The sequence below is a fragment of the Dokdonia sp. MED134 genome (assembly GCF_000152925.2).
In the GTDB taxonomy this organism is placed as follows: domain Bacteria; phylum Bacteroidota; class Bacteroidia; order Flavobacteriales; family Flavobacteriaceae; genus Dokdonia.
In genome coordinates, this window is record NZ_CP009301.1 from 2696229 (window position 1) to 2721901 (window position 25673).

A 25673-nucleotide genomic window follows, 5' to 3' on the forward strand; every position below is an offset into this window, starting at 1 on the left:
ATTGCCTCAGCTTTAATACTAAGCCCTGCGCCACTGCGTTACCATACTAATGAGATCTACCATTACCTTATTATTTTTATTACTTACAATCACTGCTTTCTCACAAACGGAGCAATTACGCCTTGATTGGGGTGAGATGACAAGGAGTACCAGTGCTGGCAACACATTAGAGTCTATTAATCTCTCACAAGATAATGAAGGTAACTGGGAGTATCATACGCAATTTCCTACAGCTACTCGTCTGGATCCTGTCACAACACAGTTTGTAAACATACAGCTAGAGCCATTGCCATACGACCTACAGGGGCTAATTAATAAGGATGATTTGCCATCACAGGTGCGTCCTAAGATTAAGGCGGCTCGCGCTAGAGATAAAAATTATGGAGTTATTACATTTAATCCATTTGTAAATCAAAATGGCCAAATAAAAAGAGTAGTGAGCGCTGGGGTTAATTACGCTTTCGCGAAAGCGCAATCTCAACAATTCTCATCCTTGCCTATTACAAATAGTGTACTTGCAACTGGTAATTTTTATAAGTTCTATGTAGAGGAAACTGGAGTGCACCGCATAAGCCGGAACTTTTTGCAAAGCCTTGGGATGAATGTAAACAACATTGATCCTTCAAAAATAAAAGTATACGGGTATGGAGGTTCGCCATTACCATTTCTCAATAGTGATAATACAGAGTTTGATTTGAGGGAGATTGCCGTACAAATAGAAGGGGGTCAAGATGGCTCTTTTGACTCAAATGATGGTGTCTTGTTTTATGGAGAAAGCACACGAACATATCACGAAGAGCTAGATACACACATTAATCCATATGCAGACAGGTCATATTATTTTATAACCGTAGATGGTAATAATGGACAGCGCATCCAGGCGTATGTAGAGCCTGCAGGGGTGGCCTCTGTGACTTATAGCACGTATGATGATTATGAGTTTTATGAAGAGGATGAGGTAAGTCTAGTTAAAATAGGAAGAAGGTGGTTTGGAGAATCTTTTAGTTTTGAGAATGAGCAGTCTTTTGATTTTGAGTTTACAAACGTAGTTGCCGGTCAGACAGCAAGCTTGCGGGTGGTAGCTGCAGCAACATCAGAGAGTTCTACGTCTTTTGATGTTTCGGTAAATGGTGCTGGTGTAGGCTCTATACCTATTTTACCTATTAATGGTATTGTGCTTGCAAGGGGAGATGAGCTTGAGGTACAAGTTCCCATTACGAGTGAAGAAGTAACGGTTACCCTTACCTACAATAATAGTGGAAATCCTTCTAGTACCGGTTATTTAGATTTTATAAGTCTAGAGGTGCCGTCACAGTTAAGTGGTACAGGAGAGCAATTTAATTTTCGCAATGTAAATGCTGCTCTAGAGACAGGTGTAGGGGCATATACATTTTCTAATGCCCAGGGGTATTCTCAGATATGGGAGGTGACAAACCAGGCAAGTGTGCGTGCTTTGCAGATACAAGATCAGAGCGCTATTACTTTTAAAAGTAATCTTGGTACAGATAGGCGTTTTGTAGCGGTACACCCATCAGATTATTATGAGCCGCTTCGTGAGGGAGGTAGTGCCTTGGTAAGTAATCAAAATTTAAAGGGCACTATATTTTTGAATAGTAGCGGTAGCTTTCAAGATGTAGACTATCTTATGATTACTGGTAACACACTCTTGTCACAAGCCGAAAGGTTAGCACAACATAATAGAGATTTTAGAGGTCTTAACGTCAAGACAGTAACGCTAGAGCAGATATATCAAGAGTTTGGTGGAGGTAAGGCAGATATTGGGGCAATACGCAATTTTGTGAGATATGTTTATGAAAACGCATCGTCTGATGCAAATAGGCTTAAATACGTATGTCTCTTTGGAGATACCTCTGTAGATTATAAAAATCGTATCACAGGTAATAATAATGTAATGCCCACATATCAAACTTTTGATAGTTTTAGTCTTGTGCGTTCTTTTATGAGTGACGATTTTTATGGCTCCCTAGATCCAGATGAGGGAAGGATGCTCGCCTCAGATAAATTAGATCTGGCTGTAGGGCGCATTGTGGCTGATACACCACAACTGGCAAATACAGTAGTAGATAAAATTATTAATTATGACGCAAGAGCATCTTATGGTAGGTGGCGTAATAATTTTGTCCTTGTCTCAGATGATGTAGATGAGGCATTTGAGTTTACTCAGCTTCAGGGCACGCTCGATAATTTAGGAGATCAGATAAGTGTAGAGAAGCCCTTTGTAAATGTTATAAAAATACATAGTGATGCTTTTCAGCAGCAATCTTCAGCTGGTGGGGATAGGTATCCTCAGGTAAATGAAGCTATAGAAAATGCGATAGAAGTAGGTTCACTTGTTGTGACTTACCTTGGTCACGGTGGAGAAGAACTTCTCGCAGCCGAGGCTATAGTTACTCAAAATGAAATTGACAATCTTGATAATGGTGAGCGATTACCGCTTGTGGTAACGGTTACGTGTGAGTTTGGAAAATTTGATAACCCAGAGCGACCTACTGGTGGTGAAGAGCTTTTTTGGAATGCAGAAGGGGGAGCCGTAGGACTTGTTACTACAACTCGTGAGATAACAGTAACGCTTGGAGTACAATTTAATAATGCACTCGTAGAGCAACTCTATTCTTTCGGGACTAATGAGGTACAGAGCGTCGCAGAAAATATAAGAGCTTCAAAAAATGGTATTTCTGACCCGTTAAGAAGGGTAATATTCTTTGTGGGCGATCCTGCTATGAAGCTAGCTTTTCCAAAACCAGATATACAATTGAGCGCAGTAAATGACGTACCCGTTACTGAGGAGTTACCTGTTCTGAAAGCACTGGATCTTGTAAAAATTAATGGACGAGTGACCACAGAATTCGGGCAAACGCTTACAAATTATACAGGCACACTTGCTGTGACCTTATATGATAAACGTGTAGAGAGACAAACACTAGGTAATGACGGAGTACAAATAGGAGGAGATCTTGCAATAATGGATTTTACTACACTAGGAGCTGTACTCTATAGAGGTCAGGCCTCAGTGACTAATGGTAATTTTGAATTTACATTTAGAATGCCACGAGATACAGCAATACCACTAGGTAACGGGAGACTCAATTTTTATGCAGAGCGACTGGGAGTTTTAGAAGATCAGGCAGGAGTAAATGAAACCATCATTATAGGAGGTCTTAATGAAGATGCTCCAGAAGATAACCTAGGGCCTAGGATACGTCTTTTTATGAATGATGAAAACTTTGTAAACGGTGGTATTACAAATGACTCTCCTATTATTCTGGCAAAACTCGAAGATGAGAATGGTATAAACACTGCTAGTGGTATAGGTCACGATATAGTAGCGATTATAGATGGAGATGAAACTAATCCTATTATTATGAATGACTTCTACGAGACCGAGGTTGATAATTTTATGAAAGGAACAGCTGCTAGAAAAATTAGAAATTTAGAGCCGGGTCCTCATACACTTTCATTTAAAGCTTGGGATGTTTATAATAATTCATCTACTGCAGAGTTGCAATTTGTTGTTCTTGGAGATGATGAGATAGAGCTTGAGAATGTCCTTAACTACCCTAATCCATTTGTAAATTATACAGAGTTCTGGTTTAATCATAATCGTCCGTTTGAGCCTCTTGATGTTCAGGTTCAGATATTTACGGTTACAGGTAAGGTTGTGAAGACTATAAATCAGTCTGTGATGACAGAAGGGTTTTTGTCTCGTGATATCACCTGGGACGGTCTAGATGACTTTGGCCAAGCAATAGGAAAAGGTGTGTACATCTATAAGATAACCGTAAAATCTACGTTAACAAACAAGCGAGTGGAGAAAATCGAGAAGCTTGTAATCTTATAATTATAAAAAAAATAAAAGTCTATATTTACCAAAATTACCCTTTAGTATGAATAAGTTTTTATCGCTGTTAGTAGCAGCTTTTATTTTGTCTAATGTGTCAGTTCAAGCACAAGATGACACAAATACAATTACCACTGCAGTTCCTTTTCTTGCTATCGCAGGAGACGCGCGTGCTGCAGGTATGGGAGAGCAGGGAGTTGCAACGAGCCCAGATGCTTATGCGGTGCAGTGGAACCCGGCAAAGCTAGCCTTTCTGCCAGATCAACATAATGTGGGTATAAACTACACTCCCTATTTAGGGAATCTAGTAAACGACATAGGACTGCTCCAAGCAGTCTATGCAAACCGTATTGATGATCGTAGCGCATTTGCGGCTAGTCTACGTTATTTTAGTCTTGGTACAATTAATACAAGAACCGGTGCAGAAGGCCCCGGTTTAGATATCAAGCCAAATGAATTTTCTATAGACGCGACATATGCTCTTAAGCTAGATGATCAGTTCTCTATGGCGGTATCTGGACGTTTTTTACAGAGTAACTTACGTATACAGCAACTTGATGAGTTTGCAGATGCGAGTCCAGCGAGTTCTTTTGGGGTAGATATCTCAGGTTATTACCAGTCTGAAGAGCAGGTGTATAACAACTTTGATGGTAGATGGAGAGCTGGATTTAATATCTCAAACATAGGTCCTAAAGTGAGTTATGACGATGCTGGTCAAGAAAACTTTATCCCAACTAACCTAAAGTTAGGAGGGGGTTTTGATTTCATACTAGATAGCTACAATAAAATATTTGTAGGTCTTGAGTTTAATAAATTACTAGTGCCTACACCTCCTTTAAGAGGAAGAGTAGATACTAATGGAGATGGAGAAATCACATCTGAAGATGATGTTGTAATTATAGCAGGTCAAGATGATGATGTAAACTTCTTCTCAGGTATTTTTCAGTCTTTTGGAGATGCGCCAGATGGATTTAGTGAAGAGCTAAAGGAGGTGACCTGGTCACTTGCAACAGAGTATACATATAATGATGTGTTTGCTTTAAGAGCGGGATACTTTAATGAGAGTGATATAAAAGGAGCGCGTAAATTTGCAACACTAGGAGCTGGGTTTGAGTTTAACTCAATAGATCTGGATCTATCTTATTTATTTTCGACGGGATCTGTAAGAAGTCCTTTAGAAAACACGCTTCGTTTTGGACTTACATTTACCTTTGGTGAAGAGTACGACGAGTACTAGAATTAAGACTTTCGCTTAAAGCGAAATAACTTTATGGAAAAAATAAAAATCGAATCGTTTCTTGATGTGTATTCCTCTAAGGATGAGCTTCCAGAAACGATTTCATCTTTAATGGATGCAGCATTTGCTGCCAGGGAGCGAGCGTATGCTCCATATTCTAACTTCTTAGTAGGTGCAGCACTTCTGCTAGATAATGGAGAAATTGTTACAGGTAATAATCAAGAGAATGCTTGTTATCCCGCTGGTCTATGTGCAGAACGCACAGCTATATTTTATGCCTCATCGCAGTATCCAGATGCAAAGATGCTCACGATGGCAATCACAGCACGCGCCAGAGATAAAGAAACAACAGATCCTATACCACCTTGTGGCGTGTGTAGACAGGCTATTGCAGAGTATGAGATCAAGCAAGAAGCACCTATTGAGCTTTATTTTATGGGAGAAAAGGGCAAGGTGGTTAAGAGTGCATCTTTAGAAAATATACTTCCGCTGCTATTTACTTCAAAGTATCTATAATTGGTTCATTAGTAAAACCTAGGTTGTGATGGGTGTGAGTGCGCTTTCGCGAAAGCGTAAAAAGGCAACTATTTATTACGAAAGCGATTGCGTAATTTTTCCTCTCTTACAGTTTTTACATATTCCTTTAAATCGTTATTTTTGTTATTCGCCTAAAAATGGGTGGCATTTATACGCTTTTAAATGAAAAAAATCACGAAGGAAACCTACCTTAATTGGTACGAAGAGATGCTCTTCTGGCGCAAGTTTGAAGACAAGCTAGCTCAAGTATATATTCAGCAAAAAGTACGTGGCTTTCTACACCTGTATAATGGGCAAGAAGCAATACTAGCTGGATCACTACACGCAATGGATTTATCTAAGGATAAAATGATTACTGCATACCGTAATCACGTGCAACCTATCGGGATGGGAGTAGACCCAAAGCGAGTAATGGCAGAGCTTTATGGTAAAGGAACTGGTACCTCACAAGGTCTTGGAGGTTCTATGCACATATTTTCTAAAGAAAAAGGATTTTACGGAGGTCACGGTATCGTAGGGGGGCAAATCCCACTGGGTGCAGGAATGGCTTTTGGAGATAAGTATAACAAGACAGGTGCAGTGACGCTTTGCTACTTTGGAGACGGAGCAGCAAGACAAGGGTCACTACACGAGACATTTAATATGGCAATGCTCTGGAAACTTCCAGTAGTATTTTGTGTAGAAAATAATGGGTACGCAATGGGAACTTCTGTTGCTCGTACTGCAAACCACGAAGATATCTGGAAACTAGGATTAGGATATGAGATGCCTTGTGGACCTGTAGACGCGATGAACCCAGTAGCCGTAGCCGAAGCGATGGACGAAGCTATTGAGAGAGCTCGACGTGGTGACGGACCTACATTTTTAGAACTAAAAACATACCGTTATAGAGGTCACTCTATGTCTGATGCACAACACTATCGTACAAAAGATGAGGTAGCAGAGTATCAAAAAATAGATCCTATTACTCAGGTTAAGGAGGTTATCTTAGAAAAAGGTTATGCAACCCAAGAGGAGATAGATGAAATGGGTAAAAACGTTAAGAAACGCGTTGCAGAGTGTGAGAAGTTTGCAGAAGAAAGCCCATTCCCAGATGTAAATGTTATGTACGACGTAGTATACGATCAAGAAGATTATCCATTCATACCTCATAGATTATAAGTTATGGCAGAAGTAATAAATATGCCGCGCCTGAGCGACACGATGGAAGAAGGAACAGTCGCTACCTGGTTAAAAAGCGTAGGTGACAAGGTAGAAGAAGGAGACATACTAGCAGAGATCGAGACAGATAAAGCTACAATGGAGTTTGAGTCTTTTAACGAGGGTGTTTTATTACACATCGGGATAGAAGAGGGGCAAACTGCAAAGGTAGATACCCTACTTGCCATTATAGGTGAAGAAGGAGAAGACATCTCAGGACTGCTTAATGGTGACGCTTCCGCGAAAGAAGAAGAAACTTCAACTTCAGATTCTAGTGATTCAGAAGATAACGCAGAGGCAACAGCCGAAGATGATACTCAAGAAGACACATCTAGTGATGTGCCAGAAGGAGTTATTGTAGTAACAATGCCTAGACTCTCAGACACAATGGAAGAGGGAACTGTAGCTACCTGGCTTAAAAGCGTAGGTGATATGGTAGAAGAGGGCGATATTCTTGCAGAGATAGAAACAGATAAGGCTACAATGGAGTTTGAGTCTTTTCAGTCTGGAACGCTATTACATATAGGTATCAATGAAGGTGAAACTGCAAAGGTAGATGCCCTACTCGCTATCATAGGCCCAGAAGGGACAGATGTCTCTGGAGTTATAAAAAGTGGCGGAGCACCTGCGAAATCTGCACCTAAAAAAGAAGAAAAGAAAGAGGAGAAAAAGGAAGCGCCAAAAGCTTCAAAAGAAAATACAACCAGTGCGCCTAAGGCTGCTGCTCCAGCAAAAGCAACCACAACTACTAGCACAAACGGAGGACGTATCTTTGTGTCACCTCTAGCAAAGAAAATAGCAGAAGAGAAAGGTATAAACCTTGCTCAAGTAAAAGGAACTGGAGAAAACGGTCGTATTGTAAAGAGTGATGTTGAAAACTTCACACCTTCTACAGGCGGTTCTGTGCAGCAGTTTGTTGCAACCGGAGAAGAAAGCTTTGAAGAGATAGAAAACTCTCAAATGCGTAAAGCGATTGCTCGTGGTCTTGGTAAATCTAAGTTTACAGCACCTCATTATTACCTGAACGTTGAGTTCAATATGGAGAATATGATGAGTTTCCGTAAGCAGTTTAACACACAGCCAGATACAAAGGTTTCTTTTAATGATATGATCATTAAAGCAACTTCTATTGCGCTTAAGCAACATCCTCAGGTAAACTCTCAATGGTTTGATGATAAGATGCGTCTTAACCACCACGTGCACATAGGTGTAGCTGTGGCTGTACCAGATGGACTTGTTGTACCTGTAGTAGAGTTTGCAAATGAGAAGTCATTACAGCAAATTAATGCAGAGGTAAAGACACTAGCTGGTAAAGCGCGTGACAAGAAGCTTACCATTCCAGAGATGGAAGGTTCTACTTTTACGATATCTAACCTTGGTATGTTTGGAATAACAGATTTTACGTCTATTATTAACCAGCCTAACTCGGCAATATTATCTGTAGGAGCTATTGTAGAGAAGCCAGTTGTAAAGAATGGTCAACTTGTAGTAGGTCACACGATGAAGCTTACGCTTGCTTGTGATCACCGTACAGTAGATGGTGCGACAGGAGCACAGTTCTTACAAACGCTTAAAACATATATTGAGAATCCTGTACTTATGCTTGCATAGGCACACAGTAATTATAAATGTATAAACCCACGCATCTGCGTGGGTTTTTTTATCTTTAGCTTTATGAGAAAATTTGTAGTAATAAGCACAGCGGTACTACTTGCCGCTTGTAATTCAGGAGCACCATTAGTGGGTGTTAAGGGTGAGAATGTACCAGAGGTAAAAGCGTCTAGCCCTACTCAGGTAACGATGGTGATGCCAGACATCAAGAAGATGAAATCTGTAGAAAATACGATGACCTTTTTAGCGTCAGATGAGTTGCAAGGCCGTGATACCGGTAGTGAAGGTATAGAGATGGCCGCTCAGTTTATAGAAGCTCGCTTTAAAGATACAGGGGTAAAACCGTATTATAATACTTATCGAGATAATTTTGAAGCAAAGGGGCGTGATGCTTATAACATTGTAGGAGTGCTTGAGGGTACAGATCCTGCGCTTAAAGACGAGGTTATTGTTATAGGTGCTCATTACGACCACATAGGTAATGGTAAAGCTGTAGATGGTGATGTAATTGCAAACGGAGCAAATGATAACGCAGCAGGTACAACCGCAGTCCTGGCACTTGCAGATCATTTTGCTAAGACAAAGAACAATAAACGAACACTCGTATTTGCATTATTTTCGGCAGAAGAAAAAGGACTGTTGGGATCTAAGCATCTTGCTAAAGAAATGAAAGCCGCAAACACTGCTGTCTATATGGTTTTCAATATAGAGATGATAGGAGTGCCTATGGTAGGTAAAGATCACACAGTGTATGCGTCAGGATATGAGATGTCTAATTTTCCTGAAGTGTTTAATAAATACGCAGGATCTAAGGTTGTAGGCTTTTTACCAAAGGCTAAAGAGTTTAACTTATTTATGCGTAGTGATAACTACCCGTTTTTCTTAGAATTTGGTGTTCCGGCACATACGATTTCTTCTTTTGACTTCACAAACTTTGATCATTACCACGGTGTAAATGATGAGGTAGAAGAGATGGATATCGCTTTTATGCAAAAAGCCATAAAACAATTTATACCAGGTCTAGAGGGACTGGCAAATAGCAAGACTCAAGAAGTAAAGGTTGTAAAGCAATAGCAAAGAGTAGATAAGACAGGTTATGAAAAGAGTTATTATTACCGGTACAAGTAGAGGGATAGGTTTTGAGCTTGCAAAGCAGTTTGCAAAGGAGGGGCATCAGGTACTTGCGCTTTCGCGAAAGCATAAAAGTTGTGCAGATCTTAATCTACAAAATCTTACCGCATTTCCTTTTGACATTACAAATCAAGATGATTTTCAAAAAGTTGTAGACTTTATAGAGAGCGATTGGGAAGGTGTCGATATCTTAATTAATAATGCAGGTGCATTATTAAACAAACCATTTGCAGAGACTACCATTGCAGATTTTGAACAAGTGTATCGTGTCAATGTTTTTGGTGTAGCAGAGATGACTCGTACAGTGCTGCCTTATATGAGCAAAGGAAGCCACGTGGTGACTGTATCAAGTATGGGAGGAATACAAGGGAGTATGAAATTCCCTGGCCTTGCGGCTTACAGCTCAAGTAAAGGAGCAGTTATCACCTGGAACGAACTTCTAGCAGAAGAGTATAAAGAAAGCGGTATCGCTTTTAATGTGCTAGCTCTAGGGGCTGTACAAACAGAGATGCTAGAAGAAGCATTTCCGGGTTATGAGGCGCCGCTTAGTGCAGTGCAAATGGCAGATTATCTTTACGACTTCTCTCGTAAGGGTAATGCTTTTTATAATGGTAAAACACTGCAAGTGTCTGCAAGTACACCTTAATGTATGGTTGAAACCTTAAAAAAATACATTCCGGAGCGGGCAGCACCACCTGTTTTTGAGCTTATAAAAGAACACGGAGTGTATCTTAAAATTGTAAATGAGCGACTCACCAGGCACGGAGATTATAGAATATTACCAGACGGGCAACACCAGATTACCGTTAATGTAAGCCTTAACAAATACAGATTTCTCGTCACACTAGTACACGAGATAGCACATCTCGTTGCGTTTAAAAAATACGGTAGACGTATAAAACCCCACGGGAAAGAGTGGAAGCATACTTTCCAGCACCTTATGTTACCCTTTATACGACCCGAGATATTCCCTCAAGATTTATTGCCTTATCTGGCAAGACATTTTAAAAATCCAAAGGCAAGTAGTGATACAGATGCACATCTTTCTGTAGCTTTAAAAATGTACGACCCACCGTCTGATAAAAATTATATATTTGAAATACCTACAGGAAGCACCTTTAGAATCCAAAATGGAAAAATTTTTCAGAAAGGAAGCAAAAGAGTTAAAAGGTATGAGTGTGTGGAAGTTGCAACCGGAAAAGTGTATCTTTTTCAACCTAATGCAGAGGTAGAACATTTAAAATAACACAAGTATGAAAGACAATAAAAACTATTATGCCCTTCTTATGGCAGGAGGTGTAGGTTCTAGGTTTTGGCCTGTAAGTACGCAAGCTTTCCCAAAGCAGTTTCACGATATGCTAGGTACGGGAGAAACTTTATTACAAAAAACATTTAAGCGTCTTTCAAAGCTTGTTCCAGAAGAGCAAATACTTGTGCTTACTAATGTAGATTATAACGATCTCGTAAAAGAGCAATTACCACAAATCGCACAAAAAAATATTGTACTAGAGTCTGCAATGCGCAACACGGCTCCTTGTATTTTACTTTCGGCACTTAAGGTAGAAAAGGAAAACCCAGATGCGGTGATGATTGTAGCACCTAGCGATGCCTGGATTGAAGATGAAGATGCCTTTGTAGGTGATTTACAAAAAGCCTTTGATGCGGCAGAGAAGGAAGAGGCTATTGTAACTTTAGGTATACAGCCCACTTTTCCTAACACGGGGTATGGTTATATAAATTATGATAAGAGTGATAACGCTTTCGCGAAAGCGGTAAAACGTTTTACAGAAAAACCAGATTACCCTACTGCCAAAGAATTTGTAGCCAGCGGAGAATACCTCTGGAATGCCGGAATGTTTATCTGGAGTGTAGCAACTGTGGTAAATAGTTTTAAAGAGTTTTTACCAGAGATGTATGCGTTATTTAACAAGGGGAATGCTGTTTATAACTTGCCAGAGGAGCAAGCCTTTATAGATGAAGAGTATCCAAAGGCAGAAAATATAAGTATAGATTTTGGCGTGATGGAAAAACATCAAAATGTAAAAGTCGTCCCAGCTACTTTTGACTGGAATGATTTAGGTACTTGGGGGTCGCTATATGATAAAATGCAAGGCGATTCTGGTGAAGATGCCGTAGTAAATGCACGTGTGATTGCAACAAACACATCGGGGAATATTATAAGAACAGCTAGTGATAAAGTGGTAGTTGTAGACGGACTTAAAGACTACATTATCGTCGAAAAAGAAGATGTTCTCGTTATTGTGCCAAAAAGTAAGGAGCAAGACATCAAGGAGATTCGTAATGAGGTACAATCAAAATTTGGTAATAATTTAGGATAGTGGAAAACAAAGATAATATAGGGGCAAATCCTGACCCAAAGCCTAGCGAGTTAGATATAAATCCTAAAGAAGATATGCGCGATGAGGCGCAGAGTGTCTGGGAGTCTATAAAGCAATTTTTAAACGATCTTCTTGATATACGAGAAGACACAGATCGCTCTACTACAGTAGAGGCGATACGTAAGGATATCCCTTTTAAGGGACACAATGCGTGGATTCTTATATTCTCCATTTTTGTGGCGAGTATAGGTCTTAACGTGAGTAGTACGGCAGTAGTGATAGGAGCGATGCTTATAAGTCCGCTTATGGGACCTATTGTAGGTGTAGGACTTTCTATCGCCATAAACGATGCGCTTATGATGAAGCGCTCGTTTGTAAACCTTGCCGTTATGATTGTACTTAGTGTGCTCACGGCAACGCTATATTTTAGTTTATCACCAGTAAAGGAAGAAACTCCAGAGCTTATGGCTCGTACCTGGCCTACTATACTTGATGTTTTTATAGCCATCTTTGGTGGTCTTGCACTTATCGTGGCAAAGACTAAGTCTGGTACAATTGCTAGTGTGATTTTTGGTGTAGCGATTGCAACGGCACTTATGCCACCTTTATGTACTGTAGGGTATGGATTGTCACAATCTATTATAGGTAACAGTGAGGGACTTTACTGGGCGCTTGGGGCGATGTATTTATTCTCTATAAATGCTGTATTTATAGCACTAGCAACATTTACAGTATCAAAGCTTCTCAAATTCCCTCTTGTAAAATATGCAAATCAAAAAAGGAGAAAGCGCACCACGCGTATGGCTACGCTCATAGCGGTACTTGTTTTAGTGCCTAGTGTGTGGACTTTCTTAAGACTGCTCAATCAGCAAATTTTTATTACAAAAGCAAAAGCTTTTGTGACTAATACGATTAAGTATGAAGGTGCAGAGATTGTAAAAGAAACTGATGATGCCGAGAAAAAACGAATAGATGTCTACCTTATAGGGAGTCTAGTGCCTCAAAATATTATAGATAGGTGGGAAGATGAATTTAAAAAAACAGAGGACTGTGAGAACTGTACGCTCGTAGTACATCAAGGAGCAGATCAAAGCGGAGAGCTAGCCGCTAGATTAAGTACAGAGGTGCGTTCTGGAATCTTAGAAGATCTTTATGTAAAAAATCAAGAAGCAATGAGCTCAAAAGATGAGCAAATAAGATTGCTAGAAAATGAGGTGACACAACTTAGAAGTACTACTTTGCCATTTGCATCTATGCGCAATGAGGCTAAGATTAATTATGATGGGCTCAAGCGTTTTGGGTATGCGACTGAGATTACTACAGACTTTAGTGGCGCTATAGATACACTCACCGTCGTGCGTGTGATGTGGGCAGATAGTTTATCTCAAGAGGTAAGATCAAGACAAGAACAAAAAATGGGTCTCTGGATTAAAGAACGTTTTACGCTAGATACTGTGGTGGTAAGTGGTAATGTTGAGGTAAGAAAGTAACCGAAAGTGTGGCTTTGTTGCTTTTGCTCTTAAATGCAACCTTTTTGTGTTTTATTATTTTTCCATTGTATCCAGTACTCCTGTAATCCTTCATCAGTTTGATGTAGTTTACTTATATCAAGAGACTGGTCTTTGAGTAATAGTGGCGTAAGTTGATTTATCCTTTTCTTAAGTTCAGGTCTGTGGTTCCAGCCACCTACGTGGTCAAATGAGGTATATGCTTCACAAGGTTTTTTTACTTCAATAAATGGAACTGACAGATAATAGTGAACATTTCCACTACCCATCCCTTCGGTAGTCATTATTATATTATGGAGGTCTACTTTCTTGTAATCTTGATTGAGATAAAGTTCTTTAAGTTTATCACCAACTACCTTTGACATAGTATTCGAAAACTGATGCGCTACATCGGAACCATTTACAAATTCTGGACCTATATATTTTCCAGAACATTCTTTTGTAGTACAAGTTATAGGAGTACTTTCCTTAGGTTGTACAACTTCTCTCTCTTGTTGCGATATACAACTAGTAGTGATTATTAGTAAGCTGACAATAAAAAGCTTAAGCATAATGCTTTATTTTGTTGTAAAATGGGGTTTACGCTTTCGCGAAAGCGCTATAAAAACCTTTCTACTTTGCGTTTTGAGCTTCTCTCACCATTTTAAACAGGTTAGAAGAGTAGACAAAGTTTGTCACATCTTTATTATCTGTTTTAAAAATCTCGTGACGCGTTCCTTCCCAAGCGAGATGGCCTTTTTGTAAATACACAATGTGATCACCTATCTCCATTACAGAGTTCATATCGTGGGTGTTTATGATTGTGGTAATATCATATTCTATAGTAATCTCACGTATGAGATTATCTATTACCGTTGCCGTATTTGGATCAAGACCAGAGTTGGGCTCATCACAAAAAAGATATTTAGGATTGTTTACAATAGCGCGGGCTATGGCAACACGTTTTTGCATTCCTCCAGAAATTTCTGAGGGAAGTTTATGGTTTGCATTTTCGAGATTTACACGCTGTATCACTTCATTTGCTCTGGCGATGCGTTCCTTTTTTTTCATTTTGGTAAACATCTTGAGCGGGAAAGCGATGTTCTCTTCTACCGTCATAGAGTCAAAGAGGGCACTCCCTTGAAAAACCATCCCTATTTGCTCTCTGAGGTCACGTTGCTGCTCTTCATTAAGATCTGAGTATGCATTGCCATTATATATAATCTGGCCGCTATCTGGCTTGTGAAGACCTAGCATTGTTTTTAAGAAAACCGTTTTTCCAGATCCAGACTGACCAATGATTAGGTTAGTTTGACCTGGTTTAAATGTGGTAGAGAATCCCTTGAGAACCTCAACATCTCCAAAACCTTTGCGTATGTTTTTTACCTCTATCATCTAGCTTAGTAATAATTGAGTTACTATAAAGTTTACAAGGATAATGGCAACACTAGTCCATACAAAGGATGTTGTACTCGCCTTACCTACCTCTAGTGCTCCACCTCTCATAAAATACCCGTGATATGAGGGTATGGTTGCTAGTAAAAACGCAAAAAGGAATGTCTTGAAAAAGGCATAAAATAATTGGAATGGTATAAAATCTTCTTGTAGCCCAGATAAAAAGGCGTCATTTGAGGTAAAGCCTCCGTAAACGGCAGCAGTATATGCGCCTATGATACCTAAGAACATTGCTATTGCAATCACAAATGGATATACAAGCATTGCAACGATTTTAGGGAATATGAGGTAGTTAAGAGAGTTGATACCCATAACCTCTAGGGCATCTATCTGTTCTGTTACACGCATTGTACCTATACTAGATGTAATAAAAGACCCTACCTTACCTGCCATAATAATAGAGATAAATGTAGGTGCAAATTCTAGTATAACAGACTGTCTTGCTGCAAACCCTATAAGTGACTTTGGGATAAGAGGATTATTAAGGTTAAGCGCTGTCTGTATAGCAACTACACCTCCCACAAAGAAAGATATAAATGCTACAATACCAAGAGAGCCTATAATAAGGTCGTCTATTTCTTTAAAAATAAGATCGCTCAATACCTTACCTTTTGTAGGTTTTACAAAGGTATCTTTGATCATTATAAAGTACGCTCCTATAGAGTGTAGGTATGACATTGAAGTAATTTAGAAAGCTAAAGTAGGGATTTATCAGTATGTTAAAATAGTATTTAAGATACCTTTATGAATACCTACTCTTTTATAAGAGCTTTAATCTTAGTGTAAATTGCGGTGTTTTCATAAATACCCATAAACTCTGTAGCGCCCGGGCCATAAGCAAAAACAGGTACCATTGTAGCACTGTGACCACCGGTAGAAAATGAAGGATTTATTTTATTATAGTCTCCCTCATCAGATGCGAGGGTAAAGCCTCCCGTCTCGTGGTCTGCAGTTACGACTACAAGTGTATTTCCATCTTTTGCAGCATAGTCAAGTACTTGACCTATTACAGTATCAAAATCTATAAGCTCGCTCACTAGATATTCTCCATCATTATTATGACCACCCCAATCTACTTGAGAGCCTTCTACCATTAAGAAAAAACCTTCTTTGTTTTTTGAGAGTCTTTTTATTCCCAGTTTTGTAGCATCATAAAGAAAAGAACCTCTGCCTTCTAGTACTTTAGGCATTCCTGAGTCTGCAAGTAAAAAACCGTATTTTTTTGAGGCTTTCATTTTTAGTGAAGGGTCAAGACGATCTAAGTACATCTCATATCCAGAACCTTCTAGTGCAGCAACAAGGTTATTGCCATCTTCTCTGTTTTCAAAAAACTTACGTCCTCCACCGGCAAAAAAGTCTACACCAGATGAGACAAGATCTTGAGCAATCTCAAGTTCCATTTTTCTATATTTCTGGTGCGCATAAAAACTTGCAGGCGTCGCGTGTGTAATCGTTGAGGTTGCAATAACGCCAGTTGCAAAATTTCTTTTCTCCAGGTCTTCAAGTATAGTGGGTACAGCAATTGTATCTGTATTTACACCTATAGCTCCATTATATGTTTTTACTCCTGTAGAAAATGCTGTTGCTCCAGCTGCAGAGTCTGTTATAAGGTCACTGGCAGATGAAGTTTTAATAAGCCCTATGTGTTTAAATCTGTCATAGTTAGACGGCTGTGAGTTGTAAAACTGACTTGAAGAGATCTGACTTAAACCAGTTCCGTCTGCTATCATAAGGATAACATTTTTTGGTTTTTTGTTTTGTGCTGTGGTCTTTACAGAGGCGCAAGAAATAGTAAGCCCAATAAGGCAAAGAGATAGATATTGTGTAAAAGAGGTAAACTTCATTATGAGTCAATTTTTGTAAATGTAGTTAATGTCTACGGTACTGTTTTAAAGAAAAAGTTAAGAATTAGAGCCCTAGCTTTTTTCTTATGCCAGCCCAGCGGGTAGTTCTTATAAAATCACCCTCCTGTGGAGTCACGAGGTATTCTTTTTTTGCAGCTTTTGCTTTAAGATAGCCACTTAGGTAGTCTTTGAGCAATTTTATATTACCTTTTCTTTTGGCGAGTTTGCTAGAAGCTATAAGTGTTAGTATAAGCCCGTAGCGCATAGCATAAAACGCTTCGCCTTGCTTGTATTGTGCACTTTTATTGTATGTATTTCCGGTAGGTTTAAGATGTTTTACGTGCAGGGTGTCATCTGTGTGAATCTCCCATTTATGATATTTTGCAAGTAGCTCATCTATAGTATCCCATCCCATAGCTTTCTTTATGCCGCCTATATCTTTAAAACAAGCTTTGCGGTATGCCTTGAGTGCACCTCTTATGTGATCTTTATTTGTGAGGTTTTCTAGCTCCCAGTTTCCGTCTTTTTCAATGTAACAGAAACCGCCTGCCATTCCAATAGCATTATTTTCTATAAAAGCATTATTTACCTTTTCTAAGTAGTCGTGCGGGAAAATGAGATCTGCATCATACTTGCAAATCACATCATACTCATCGTCTATGCTTTCAAAACCTTTGTAAAAAGCGTTTATGACTTTGCTTCCTGGTAGATGCTTGTCGCTACTTGTGATGTTGAGTAGGTGTATGTATGAGTGCGCTTTCGCGAAAGCGGAAACAATCTCGGCACTATTATCTGTGCTTTGGTCATTTACGACTACCACTTTTTTAGGAAGATGCGTTTGCGCTACCAAAGATGCAAGCGTCTGACCAATAAAAGCCGACTCATTGTGACAAGGGATGACAATATAAAAATCCATCTTACTTGCGAGTGGCGTAAATCAAATAATATCGAGGCGTAAAGAGACGTAGCAAGGGGCGTAAGCCTAGCTTTTTTACGGGATTAGTAAACTTCTCACGCTTTTGTATCTCCCATCCAGCCTTTTCAAATAACCAGTCAAACTGCCAGTCTTCAAACTCGTGATAATGTCTGTCCCACATATCTGTTTTAGATCTGTAGGCTGGAGAAAACCATAATTTGAGAGGCACGCTCGCCACTATCTTATTTGCCTTTATGTCTTGCAATACGGTAAAAGGAGAGAGTAGATGTTCAAAAATTTCAAAGGCCGTAACGACCTGTGCATCTGCATTTTTTACAGCTGTGGTGTCTAGATCTAAGTCTTCGCCAGTTGTGTTTTGTACGTTGTAACCTTCACGCTCCATATATGTTACAAAGGGATTGCGCACGCCCAAGTCAAGTATGCTCTGGTCTGTGCTTACCACATCTTTTAAAAAATGTAGCGTGTGCTTATAGCGCTTGTTTGGAAACGTGTTTTCGTACAAGAATAATTTATTAAATGGTTAGGCTTGATAACTTCTTTACAAAAGTAAAGATTGTCTAGTAACGATAAATCATCGCATTGATATTCATCCCTGCACCTACACTTGCAAAAATAACAACATCACCTTTGTTAATCTCGTGATTTTCTAGCGCACCTTGACGTACAAGGTCAAAAACGGTAGGTACTGTAGCAACTGAGCTGTTACCTAGTTTATTTATACTCATAGGCATAATGTGCTCTGGCATTTCTAAATCGTGCAGTTTGTAAAAACGACTCACGATAGCCTCATCCATTTTCTCATTTGCCTGATGGATAAATATTTTCTTTACATCGTCAATGCTACATCCGCTTTTTTCTAAACAAGACTTCATAGCCTGAGGAACTTGTGTAAGGGCAAAGTTGTAGATCTTGCGACCGTACATCTTGATGTATTTTGTGTCTTGGTTTGCCTCTGCGTTATACGAAGAACCGTTAAAGAGGAAGTAAGCCTCATCATAGGTAAATGTAGCCGTCTCAAAAGCAAGTATACCTGTATCACTCTCATCTTCTTCTATGACACTAGCGCCAGCGCCATCACTATAAATCATACTATCACGATCGTGATCATCTACCACTCGAGATAACATCTCTGTACCTATAACCAGACATTTTTTTGCCATACCAGCTTTAATAAAAGCCTGGGCTTGAATAACTCCTTCTATCCAACCTGGACATCCAAAGAGGATATCATAAGCTACGCATTTAGGGTTTTGTATACGTAAGTTGTGTTTTATACGTGATGCAAGACTAGGTACAATATCACTAAAGTTTGAACCTTTTTGTACATCACCATAATTGTGAGCACAGATGATATAGTCTAGTGTTTCTGGGTCTATTCCTGCATCTTTAATCGCACGCTCTGCAGCTTTTGAACCTAAGTCTGAAGAGTTCATCTCGCTAGGTGCGTAACGTCGCTCTTCAATTCCTGTAATGGCTTTAAATTTTTCTATAATAATTCCATTTTCTGAAGTTATTGCAGAGCCGTCCATATTCAAAAATGTATGATTTTGGAACTGGTCGTTTTTTTGAATCACGTCAGGTATAAAACTGCCTAAACCTGTAATTTTAATTGCCATAAAGGGTGTTTTGTAATCGGGTAAAGTTACTAAAATGTATCGGGATAGCGGTGAGGCTTTGTTAATCTGACTTCTTTTATGAAATCTATAATTTTCAACCTATTAAACGCCATTTAAAGCGAGTTATGATACGCACTTACACTATCATTGATATATTGTTAATTTTAAATAATGTTTTATACTTTTTCTTATAATATAAATGGTCTAAAGCATACGCTTTAGACCATTTCATTAATAGATTAGATAGGAGGGTTATGCTTCCATATATTCTTCTATAGGAGCACAAGTGCATATTAAATTACGATCACCATATGCATCATCTACACGACGTACGGTAGGCCAGAATTTATTATCAGCAACGTAGCTTAGTGGGTATGCTGCTTGCTCTCTACTGTATGTAAAGTCCCAAGTATCTGCTGTGAGCATTGCTAGGGTGTGAGGAGCGTTTTTCATAATATGATTAGGCTCATCTGCCGTAGCTGTTTCTATCTCTTTTCTTATTGATAACATCGCATCACAAAAACGATCTAGCTCTTCCCTGCTTTCACTTTCTGTAGGCTCTATCATAATAGTTCCTGCAACCGGAAACGATACTGTAGGTGCGTGAAAACCATAGTCCATAAGTCGTTTTGCAATGTCTGTCACTTCGATACCTTTTGCTTTAAACGGGCGGCAGTCTATAATCATCTCGTGAGCTGCGCGACCACGTTCTCCTACATAAAGACACTGGTAAGCACCATCTAGTCTTTCTTTAATATAGTTTGCATTAAGGATTGCATACTCAGTAGAGTGACGCAGTCCTGGTTCACCTAGCATAGTGATATATGCATAAGAGATTAAGCAAGCTAGAGCAGACCCCCAAGGTGCAGCACTTATTGCTGTGATAGCTTTATCTCCTCCGGTTGTGATAACAGGGTTAGATGGTAAAAATGGAACTAGTTGCTTTGCCACACAAATAGGTCCTACTCCTGGACCGCCTCCTCCGTGAGGAATAGCAAAGGTTTTGTGTAGGTTAAGGTGACACACATCTGCACCTATCGCACCTGGGTTAGTAAGGGCAACTTGTGCATTCATATTTGCACCATCCATATATACCTGGCCACCGTTATCGTGTATGAGTTGCGTGATTTCTTTTACAGCACTCTCATATACACCGTGTGTAGATGGGTATGTAATCATAAGTGCGGCAAGATTGTCCTTGTGCTTCTCAGCCTTCTCACGTAGGTCATCTACATCAATGTTTCCATTTTCTAATGCTTTAGTTACCACTACTTTCATACCTGCCATTACTGCACTTGCAGGATTTGTTCCGTGTGCAGAAGATGGGATGAGGCAAATGTTTCTATGGCTGTCTCCACGAGACTCGTGGTATGCTCTTATAACCATAAGACCGGCATACTCACCTTGTGCACCAGAGTTAGGTTGTAATGAAGTGCCTGCAAAACCAGTGATTTCAGTAAGTTGATCTTCTAGTTTTTTAAGCATAGTCTGGTACCCTTCTGCTTGATCTAGTGGTGCAAATGGGTGCATATTCCCCCACTGCGGATCAGAAAGTGGCAGCATTTCAGAAGCAGCGTTAAGCTTCATCGTACAAGACCCTAAAGAGATCATTGAGTGATTTAATGATAAATCTTTACGCTCAAGTTTTTTGATGTAACGCATTAACTCTGTTTCAGAGTGGTATGTGTTAAAGACTGGGAGCGTTAAAAATGATGTCTCACGTGCTACTGTTTCAGGAATCGCATTTCCTTTGGCGATTTCTGTTACTGTGATTGTTTCTTTTGAGTACGCTTTCGCGAAAGCGGAAATAATATCGTTTACATCTTGAAGTGTTGTTGCCTCGTGTATAGATATGGCCACTGTCTCTGCATCTGGATAGTGGAAGTTAATTTCCATCTCTTGTGCAACTGCAGCTACCTTTGCAGCATCTGCCTTAATCTGGATAGTATCAAAGTAACTCTCGTTTACTTGATATAATCCTAATTTTTCAAGTGCATCTGCTACAGTTGCCGCAGTATTGTGTACTTTATTTGCTATATTTTTTAATCCTTCTGGACCGTGATACACACCGTACATACCTGCCATAACTGCAAGTAGTACTTGTGCGGTACAAATGTTTGACGTTGCTTTATCGCGTTTGATGTGTTGCTCGCGTGTTTGAAGTGCCATACGCAGAGCACGCTTACCATCTGTGTCTTTTGTCACACCGATGATACGGCCCGGGATACTTCTCTTGTAAGCCTCTTTAGTTGCAAAGTATGCTGCGTGAGGACCTCCGTACCCTAGCGGAATACCAAAACGTTGTGTGGTACCTACCACTACATCTACTCCAAACTCGCCTGGAGCACGTAGTTTTACAAGACTTAATATATCTGCAGCAACGGCTACTTTAATTTCGGCAGCATTTGCTTTTTCTACAAAGGCAGCATAATCATATACTTTTCCAGATACTCCTGGGTATTGTAAAATAGCCCCAAAGTATTCGCTAGAAAAGTCAAAGTCTTCGTGCTTACCTACTACAAGTTCTATTCCTATAGGAGTAGAGCGTGTTTGTAGTAATGACAGCGTTTGTGGCAATATCTCTTCAGATACAAAAAACTTGTGTACACCTTCCTTCTTTTGTGCACGACTACGTACAGAAAATAAGAGTGCCATAGCCTCTGCAGCGGCTGTTGCCTCATCAAGCAGGGAAGCATTTGCAAGCTCCATACCGGTAAGGTCTGTAATCATAGTCTGGTAGTTGAGCAAAGCTTCAAGTCTTCCTTGTGCAATCTCTGCTTGGTACGGTGTATATGCCGTATACCATCCTGGATTTTCTAAAATATTACGCTGTATGACTGCAGGTGTAATTGCTTGATTATACCCTAGACCTATAAATGATCTGTATACTTTGTTTTTGTTAGAAAGTGCAGTAATGTGAGCAGCAAACTCGTGCTCACTTATAGCTGGATCTAATGATAATGGATTGTCGAGTCTGATGTTATCTGGAATGGTCTCAAAAATGAGTTGTTCCATAGTCTCAACTCCTACGGTTTTAAGCATCTCTGGGAGATCACTTCTACGTGGGCCTATGTGGCGTAATGCAAACGAATCTGTATTCATCGTATTGATTTATTTAAGGATGCACAAAAATAATGCAATGAAACCGATTTTTAGTACATAATTCACAATGGGAGTGCTAATGTTTTCAACCATATAGGTGGCTTATTAACAGTTGTAGTACTTTTGTCTAATGCAGCGCATAAAACGTCTTTTTGATTTTTATATAAATAGTAGTACTCACGTGAGTTTATCTGTTGTAGCACTAGGTTGGATTACCTATTTATCATTAGACATAAACGTTAATTTTGTGGTGCTAAGTTTTTTGTTTTTTAGCACAGTGACGGGATATAATTTTGTTAAATATGCCGAAATAGCTGGTTTACATCACCGTAGTCTAGCACAATCCCTAAAAACAATCCAAATATACTCGGTTATATGTGGAGTAGGTATGCTGGTAACTTCCTTATTTATGTCACTAGAGGTGTGGGTTGCCTGTGGCATACTGGGGCTTGTGACGCTGCTGTATGCTATCCCTTTTTTTATGCCAAAAAACAAAGCTTCACTCGTAAAAGGAAATTTGCGTAGTGTAGCTGGTCTCAAGATTTTTATAATAGGTGTCGTGTGGAGTGGGGTTACCGTAATCTTGCCGGTCTTGCAAGATGGAACTATTACTTGGGATGTTGGTGTGATTTTTATACAGCGCATACTATTTGTGCTAGCGCTTATGATCCCTTTTGAGATACGGGATATGGATTTTGATAATCTAGCTCTTAAAACTTTGCCTCAAATAGTGGGTGTAAAAAAAGCCAAAATCATTGGAGTGACCTGGCTTTTATTATGCTGTATATTAGAATTCTTTAAAGATGAATTTAATCTTGATACCTTTTTAAGTCAGCTGTTTATTATGATGGTAACTAGTATTTGTATCTACCTATCACAAAAACGCTCTGCGGCTACAATGTACTTTTCTTCCTTTTGGGTAGAAGGAATACCATTATTATGGCTGTGGCTTGTACTTGTGATTAACTATTTGAGCTATTAATCTGTTCTTGAAGGCGTTGTTTCATTGCCTCTTTTTCAGAGGTACTTACCGTTTGCACAGTAGGATTATTTACAGCCTTGGTGAGTTTAGAATTTCTCATAGAGTATTTTCTACAAGCACGGCAGTAAATAAGGTGTATATTAAGACGCACCTTTTCCATAAAAGTAGCCTCTTTATACTGGTTCTTGTCGCAAATGTGGTTAGCCTCGTGACATTCTGTTTTTAATTTCATTTCTTAAAATTTAGACCCTTGAGAGGGTTTCTTTTTAACTATGTAATCATATTGATTACGATTTTTTTTTATTCAGCTTGGGGTTATAGCCAGTCTTTTTCCATACAACTTGCCATAGCCGTTCGGGCTCTGTGTATGATCACCCAAAAATTAGACGGAGTAATATCAAATTCATTACAAATGGCTTCAGTATCAAAGTCATCTATAGTTTTCATCTTAAAAATGCGGGCTTGTTTTTCTGGCAGTTTACTTAAGCAATTAAAGATTGCCTCGCCTAGCTCTACGTTTTGTATGCTATCCTCAGCAGTTTTATCAAAGGGGTCTGCTACGCGTTCTTCTAGCCAGTCGCCTTCACTTTCTTCATCCTTATAATTTATACGTACTTCTGCCTTACCCTTTTTAGAGTTGCTCTTACGATAATGATCTATAATTTTACGTTTTAAGATCGAGATGAGCCAGGTGCGCTCTGTTGCCTCACCCTTAAAATTCTTCATAGATTTTAATCCCGCAAGAAATGTTTCGGAAATAAGATCTTGTGCCACTTCGCGATCATTTACACGGGCAATCGTATAGTTAAAGAGGTAGTCAGAATATTGATCTACCCACTTTGTGGGGTCAATTTGATTAGTTGCCATATAATAAAGGTCGCATTTGTGGGATTTAAATAACAGCCAAATATAAAGTTTTTCTTATTGCCGTGCTTTTTTACGCTTTCGCGAAAGTGGAATCGCCACCGTTTTCTAGTGTGTGTTTGAGATGCGCGTTCCTTTTTTTTATGAGACGAGTTAAATAATTACAGAGGACGGTTTTATCAAAAAAGTTTCCAGCAAGACCATATGGAGTTTTATATGTAATGATATCCTGCATTTTAGTGCTACCATTCTGGTCTATGAAAATGTGCTTGTGGTGGAAAGACTTAAACCTACCTTTAATCATTTCGTCTACAAAGCTCGTATAGGGTTCGTACTCTGTAATAAGATTCGTGTGCGTTAACCAGAGGCCGAAATGTTTTCCTCGCCAGGTAACCGTTTCATCCTTTTTAATGCAACCAGAAGTTACACCAGCTATGGCTTTTTCTTGCGATTGATCCATAGACTGCATATGAAAGTCTATGTTGAGCGATAGTTTAAAAACAGCCGCTACCGGAGCATTAATTATAGTTTCAAGTTGTATGGTGCTCATAGTTATTAAGCTAGTAAGTTATATAGTGCTTTCTTTAATTCTGGGTGTGTAAACGTAAATCCAGCTTTTATTAACCGTTCTGGTATCACATACCTGCTTTTAAGAAGTAATTCGGTTTCTGTTCTAATGATAAAAGCTCCTATCTCTAAAAGTGGTTTTGACGCAGGAAGACCAAAGGGAACTTTCAAAACAGATCTCATATACTTCATAAGTTCGCTATTAGTTGTGACCATAGGGGAGACTATATTAAATGGCCCTTTTAAAGTATCGCTTTTAATTAAAAAGTCTAAGCTTCGCACAAAGTCATCTTGATGTATCCAGCTGAATTTTTGTTTGCCATCGCCTTGTTTGCCACCTAGACCTAACTGAGTTATTTTTTTGATAGGTTGTAGTGCTCCTCCATCCTTTCCTAAAACGATAGAAGTACGTAGCGCAACTTTGCGAGTAAGATGAGTATTGCTGTCAAAAAAAGCTTGCTCCCACGCCTTTGCAACTTCTACAGAAAAGCCAGTGCCTACCTCACCATTTACCTCTGTCATAGGTGTTTCTAGCGAGTGTCTGTATATAGTAGCTGTAGATGAGTTAAGCCACACCTGTGGCGGATTGCTGCACTGAGAGATAGCCTTACCTATAATGGTTGTCGTGTCTACTCGTGAGTTTAAAATTGCGTCTCTGTTCTTTTTGTGATAACGACAGTCTACAGATCTACCAGCCATATTTATGACTACATCTGTATCTTCAAATTCGTTTTTCCATCCTGCTACATTTTTTGCATCCCACAGTACTGTACGAACATTGTGAGAAGGTTCTTTTTGCTTTCGCGAAAGCAGAACTATTTCCTCAAATTGATTTTGAAAGTGGTTAATAAGTATACTGCCTAAAAAGCCACTACCACCAGCGATTATTAATTTTTTCATCATTG

Annotated in this window: 23 protein-coding genes; 11 read left to right on the plus strand and 12 right to left on the minus strand. The window is 39.3% G+C overall.

The window, feature by feature from the left end; genetic code table 11:
- Nucleotides 1-49: 49 nt before the first annotated feature.
- The 10 genes from porU (at nucleotide 50) to MED134_RS11925 (ending at nucleotide 13404) form a co-directional block, all read left to right on the plus strand.
- A complete protein-coding gene (porU, locus tag MED134_RS11880) occupies nucleotides 50-3859 on the plus strand; it encodes a type IX secretion system sortase PorU (protein WP_038599436.1) in 3810 nt (1269 codons plus the stop codon).
- Nucleotides 3860-3905: 46 nt separating this feature from the next.
- Nucleotides 3906-5096, plus strand: a complete 1191-nt coding sequence (gene porV, locus MED134_RS11885; RefSeq protein ID WP_038599438.1) for a type IX secretion system outer membrane channel protein PorV — start codon at nucleotides 3906-3908, stop codon at nucleotides 5094-5096.
- Nucleotides 5097-5129: 33 nt separating this feature from the next.
- A complete protein-coding gene (locus tag MED134_RS11890; RefSeq protein ID WP_038599441.1) occupies nucleotides 5130-5612 on the plus strand; it encodes a cytidine deaminase in 483 nt (160 codons plus the stop codon).
- Nucleotides 5613-5795: 183 nt separating this feature from the next.
- Entirely contained in the window at nucleotides 5796-6794 is a 999-nt protein-coding gene (pdhA, locus tag MED134_RS11895) for a pyruvate dehydrogenase (acetyl-transferring) E1 component subunit alpha (protein WP_038599444.1), read from the plus strand.
- A 3-nt stretch (nucleotides 6795-6797) separates the two neighbouring features.
- Entirely contained in the window at nucleotides 6798-8444 is a 1647-nt protein-coding gene (locus MED134_RS11900; protein ID WP_038599447.1) for a pyruvate dehydrogenase complex dihydrolipoamide acetyltransferase, read from the plus strand.
- Nucleotides 8445-8507: 63 nt separating this feature from the next.
- A complete protein-coding gene (locus MED134_RS11905) occupies nucleotides 8508-9518 on the plus strand; it encodes a M28 family metallopeptidase (protein WP_038601237.1) in 1011 nt (336 codons plus the stop codon).
- 22 nt (nucleotides 9519-9540) lie between these two features.
- The gene (locus tag MED134_RS11910) at nucleotides 9541-10221 is read left to right on the plus strand and encodes an SDR family NAD(P)-dependent oxidoreductase (RefSeq protein ID WP_038599450.1); all 681 of its coding nucleotides are present in this window, start codon (nucleotides 9541-9543) and stop codon (nucleotides 10219-10221) included.
- Between the two features lie 3 nt (nucleotides 10222-10224).
- Nucleotides 10225-10821, plus strand: a complete 597-nt coding sequence (locus MED134_RS11915; RefSeq protein ID WP_038599452.1) for a SprT-like domain-containing protein — start codon at nucleotides 10225-10227, stop codon at nucleotides 10819-10821.
- A 7-nt stretch (nucleotides 10822-10828) separates the two neighbouring features.
- Entirely contained in the window at nucleotides 10829-11914 is a 1086-nt protein-coding gene (locus tag MED134_RS11920) for a mannose-1-phosphate guanylyltransferase (protein WP_038599455.1), read from the plus strand.
- Nucleotides 11914-13404 carry a DUF389 domain-containing protein gene (locus MED134_RS11925; protein ID WP_038599458.1) on the plus strand — a complete coding sequence of 497 codons (1491 nt, stop codon included), beginning with the start codon at nucleotides 11914-11916 and terminating at the stop codon, nucleotides 13402-13404. Before MED134_RS11920 ends, MED134_RS11925 begins: the two co-directional genes overlap by 1 nt.
- A gap of 29 nt (nucleotides 13405-13433) precedes the next feature.
- On the opposite strand, the gene MED134_RS11930 is transcribed toward MED134_RS11925, so the two are convergent.
- The 8 genes from MED134_RS11930 to gcvP form a co-directional block, all read right to left on the minus strand.
- Complete coding sequence (locus MED134_RS11930) at nucleotides 13434-13787, minus strand: hypothetical protein (protein WP_148305666.1); 354 nt, start codon at nucleotides 13785-13787, stop codon at nucleotides 13434-13436.
- Nucleotides 13788-14034: 247 nt separating this feature from the next.
- Entirely contained in the window at nucleotides 14035-14796 is a 762-nt protein-coding gene (locus tag MED134_RS11935; RefSeq protein ID WP_035327447.1) for an ABC transporter ATP-binding protein, read from the minus strand.
- Nucleotides 14797-15534 (minus strand): MlaE family ABC transporter permease, encoded by a 738-nt coding sequence (locus MED134_RS11940; RefSeq protein ID WP_038599464.1) that lies wholly within the window; start codon nucleotides 15532-15534, stop codon nucleotides 14797-14799.
- Between the two features lie 74 nt (nucleotides 15535-15608).
- Nucleotides 15609-16700, minus strand: coding sequence for an alkaline phosphatase (locus MED134_RS11945; protein WP_038599466.1), 1092 nt, complete (start codon nucleotides 16698-16700; stop codon nucleotides 15609-15611).
- Between the two features lie 64 nt (nucleotides 16701-16764).
- Nucleotides 16765-17616 carry a glycosyltransferase family 2 protein gene (locus MED134_RS11950; protein ID WP_038599469.1) on the minus strand — a complete coding sequence of 284 codons (852 nt, stop codon included), beginning with the start codon at nucleotides 17614-17616 and terminating at the stop codon, nucleotides 16765-16767.
- A gap of 1 nt (nucleotide 17617) precedes the next feature.
- Entirely contained in the window at nucleotides 17618-18139 is a 522-nt protein-coding gene (locus MED134_RS11955; RefSeq protein WP_038599472.1) for a methyltransferase, read from the minus strand.
- 55 nt (nucleotides 18140-18194) lie between these two features.
- Nucleotides 18195-19253: a 3-oxoacyl-ACP synthase III family protein gene (locus tag MED134_RS11960; RefSeq protein ID WP_038599475.1), complete on the minus strand. Its 1059-nt coding sequence runs from the start codon at nucleotides 19251-19253 to the stop codon at nucleotides 18195-18197.
- A 252-nt stretch (nucleotides 19254-19505) separates the two neighbouring features.
- Nucleotides 19506-22355, minus strand: a complete 2850-nt coding sequence (gene gcvP, locus MED134_RS11965; protein ID WP_038599477.1) for an aminomethyl-transferring glycine dehydrogenase — start codon at nucleotides 22353-22355, stop codon at nucleotides 19506-19508.
- Nucleotides 22356-22485: 130 nt separating this feature from the next.
- Between gcvP and MED134_RS11970 the strand changes: the two genes are divergently transcribed.
- Nucleotides 22486-23337, plus strand: a complete 852-nt coding sequence (locus MED134_RS11970) for a hypothetical protein (protein WP_038599480.1) — start codon at nucleotides 22486-22488, stop codon at nucleotides 23335-23337.
- On the opposite strand, the gene MED134_RS11975 is transcribed toward MED134_RS11970, so the two are convergent.
- The 4 genes from MED134_RS11975 to MED134_RS11990 all read right to left on the minus strand — a co-directional run bounded on the left by MED134_RS11975 (nucleotide 23318) and on the right by MED134_RS11990 (nucleotide 25671).
- The gene (locus MED134_RS11975; RefSeq protein WP_038599483.1) at nucleotides 23318-23569 is read right to left on the minus strand and encodes a hypothetical protein; all 252 of its coding nucleotides are present in this window, start codon (nucleotides 23567-23569) and stop codon (nucleotides 23318-23320) included. The genes MED134_RS11970 and MED134_RS11975 overlap by 20 nt on opposite strands.
- Before the next feature lie 83 nt (nucleotides 23570-23652).
- Nucleotides 23653-24204, minus strand: coding sequence for a sigma-70 family RNA polymerase sigma factor (locus tag MED134_RS11980; RefSeq protein ID WP_035327462.1), 552 nt, complete (start codon nucleotides 24202-24204; stop codon nucleotides 23653-23655).
- Nucleotides 24205-24274: 70 nt separating this feature from the next.
- Complete coding sequence (locus MED134_RS11985; protein ID WP_038599486.1) at nucleotides 24275-24751, minus strand: SRPBCC family protein; 477 nt, start codon at nucleotides 24749-24751, stop codon at nucleotides 24275-24277.
- 5 nt (nucleotides 24752-24756) lie between these two features.
- Nucleotides 24757-25671, minus strand: a complete 915-nt coding sequence (locus MED134_RS11990; protein WP_316930964.1) for a TIGR01777 family oxidoreductase — start codon at nucleotides 25669-25671, stop codon at nucleotides 24757-24759.
- Between the last annotated feature and the right edge of the window lie 2 nt (nucleotides 25672-25673).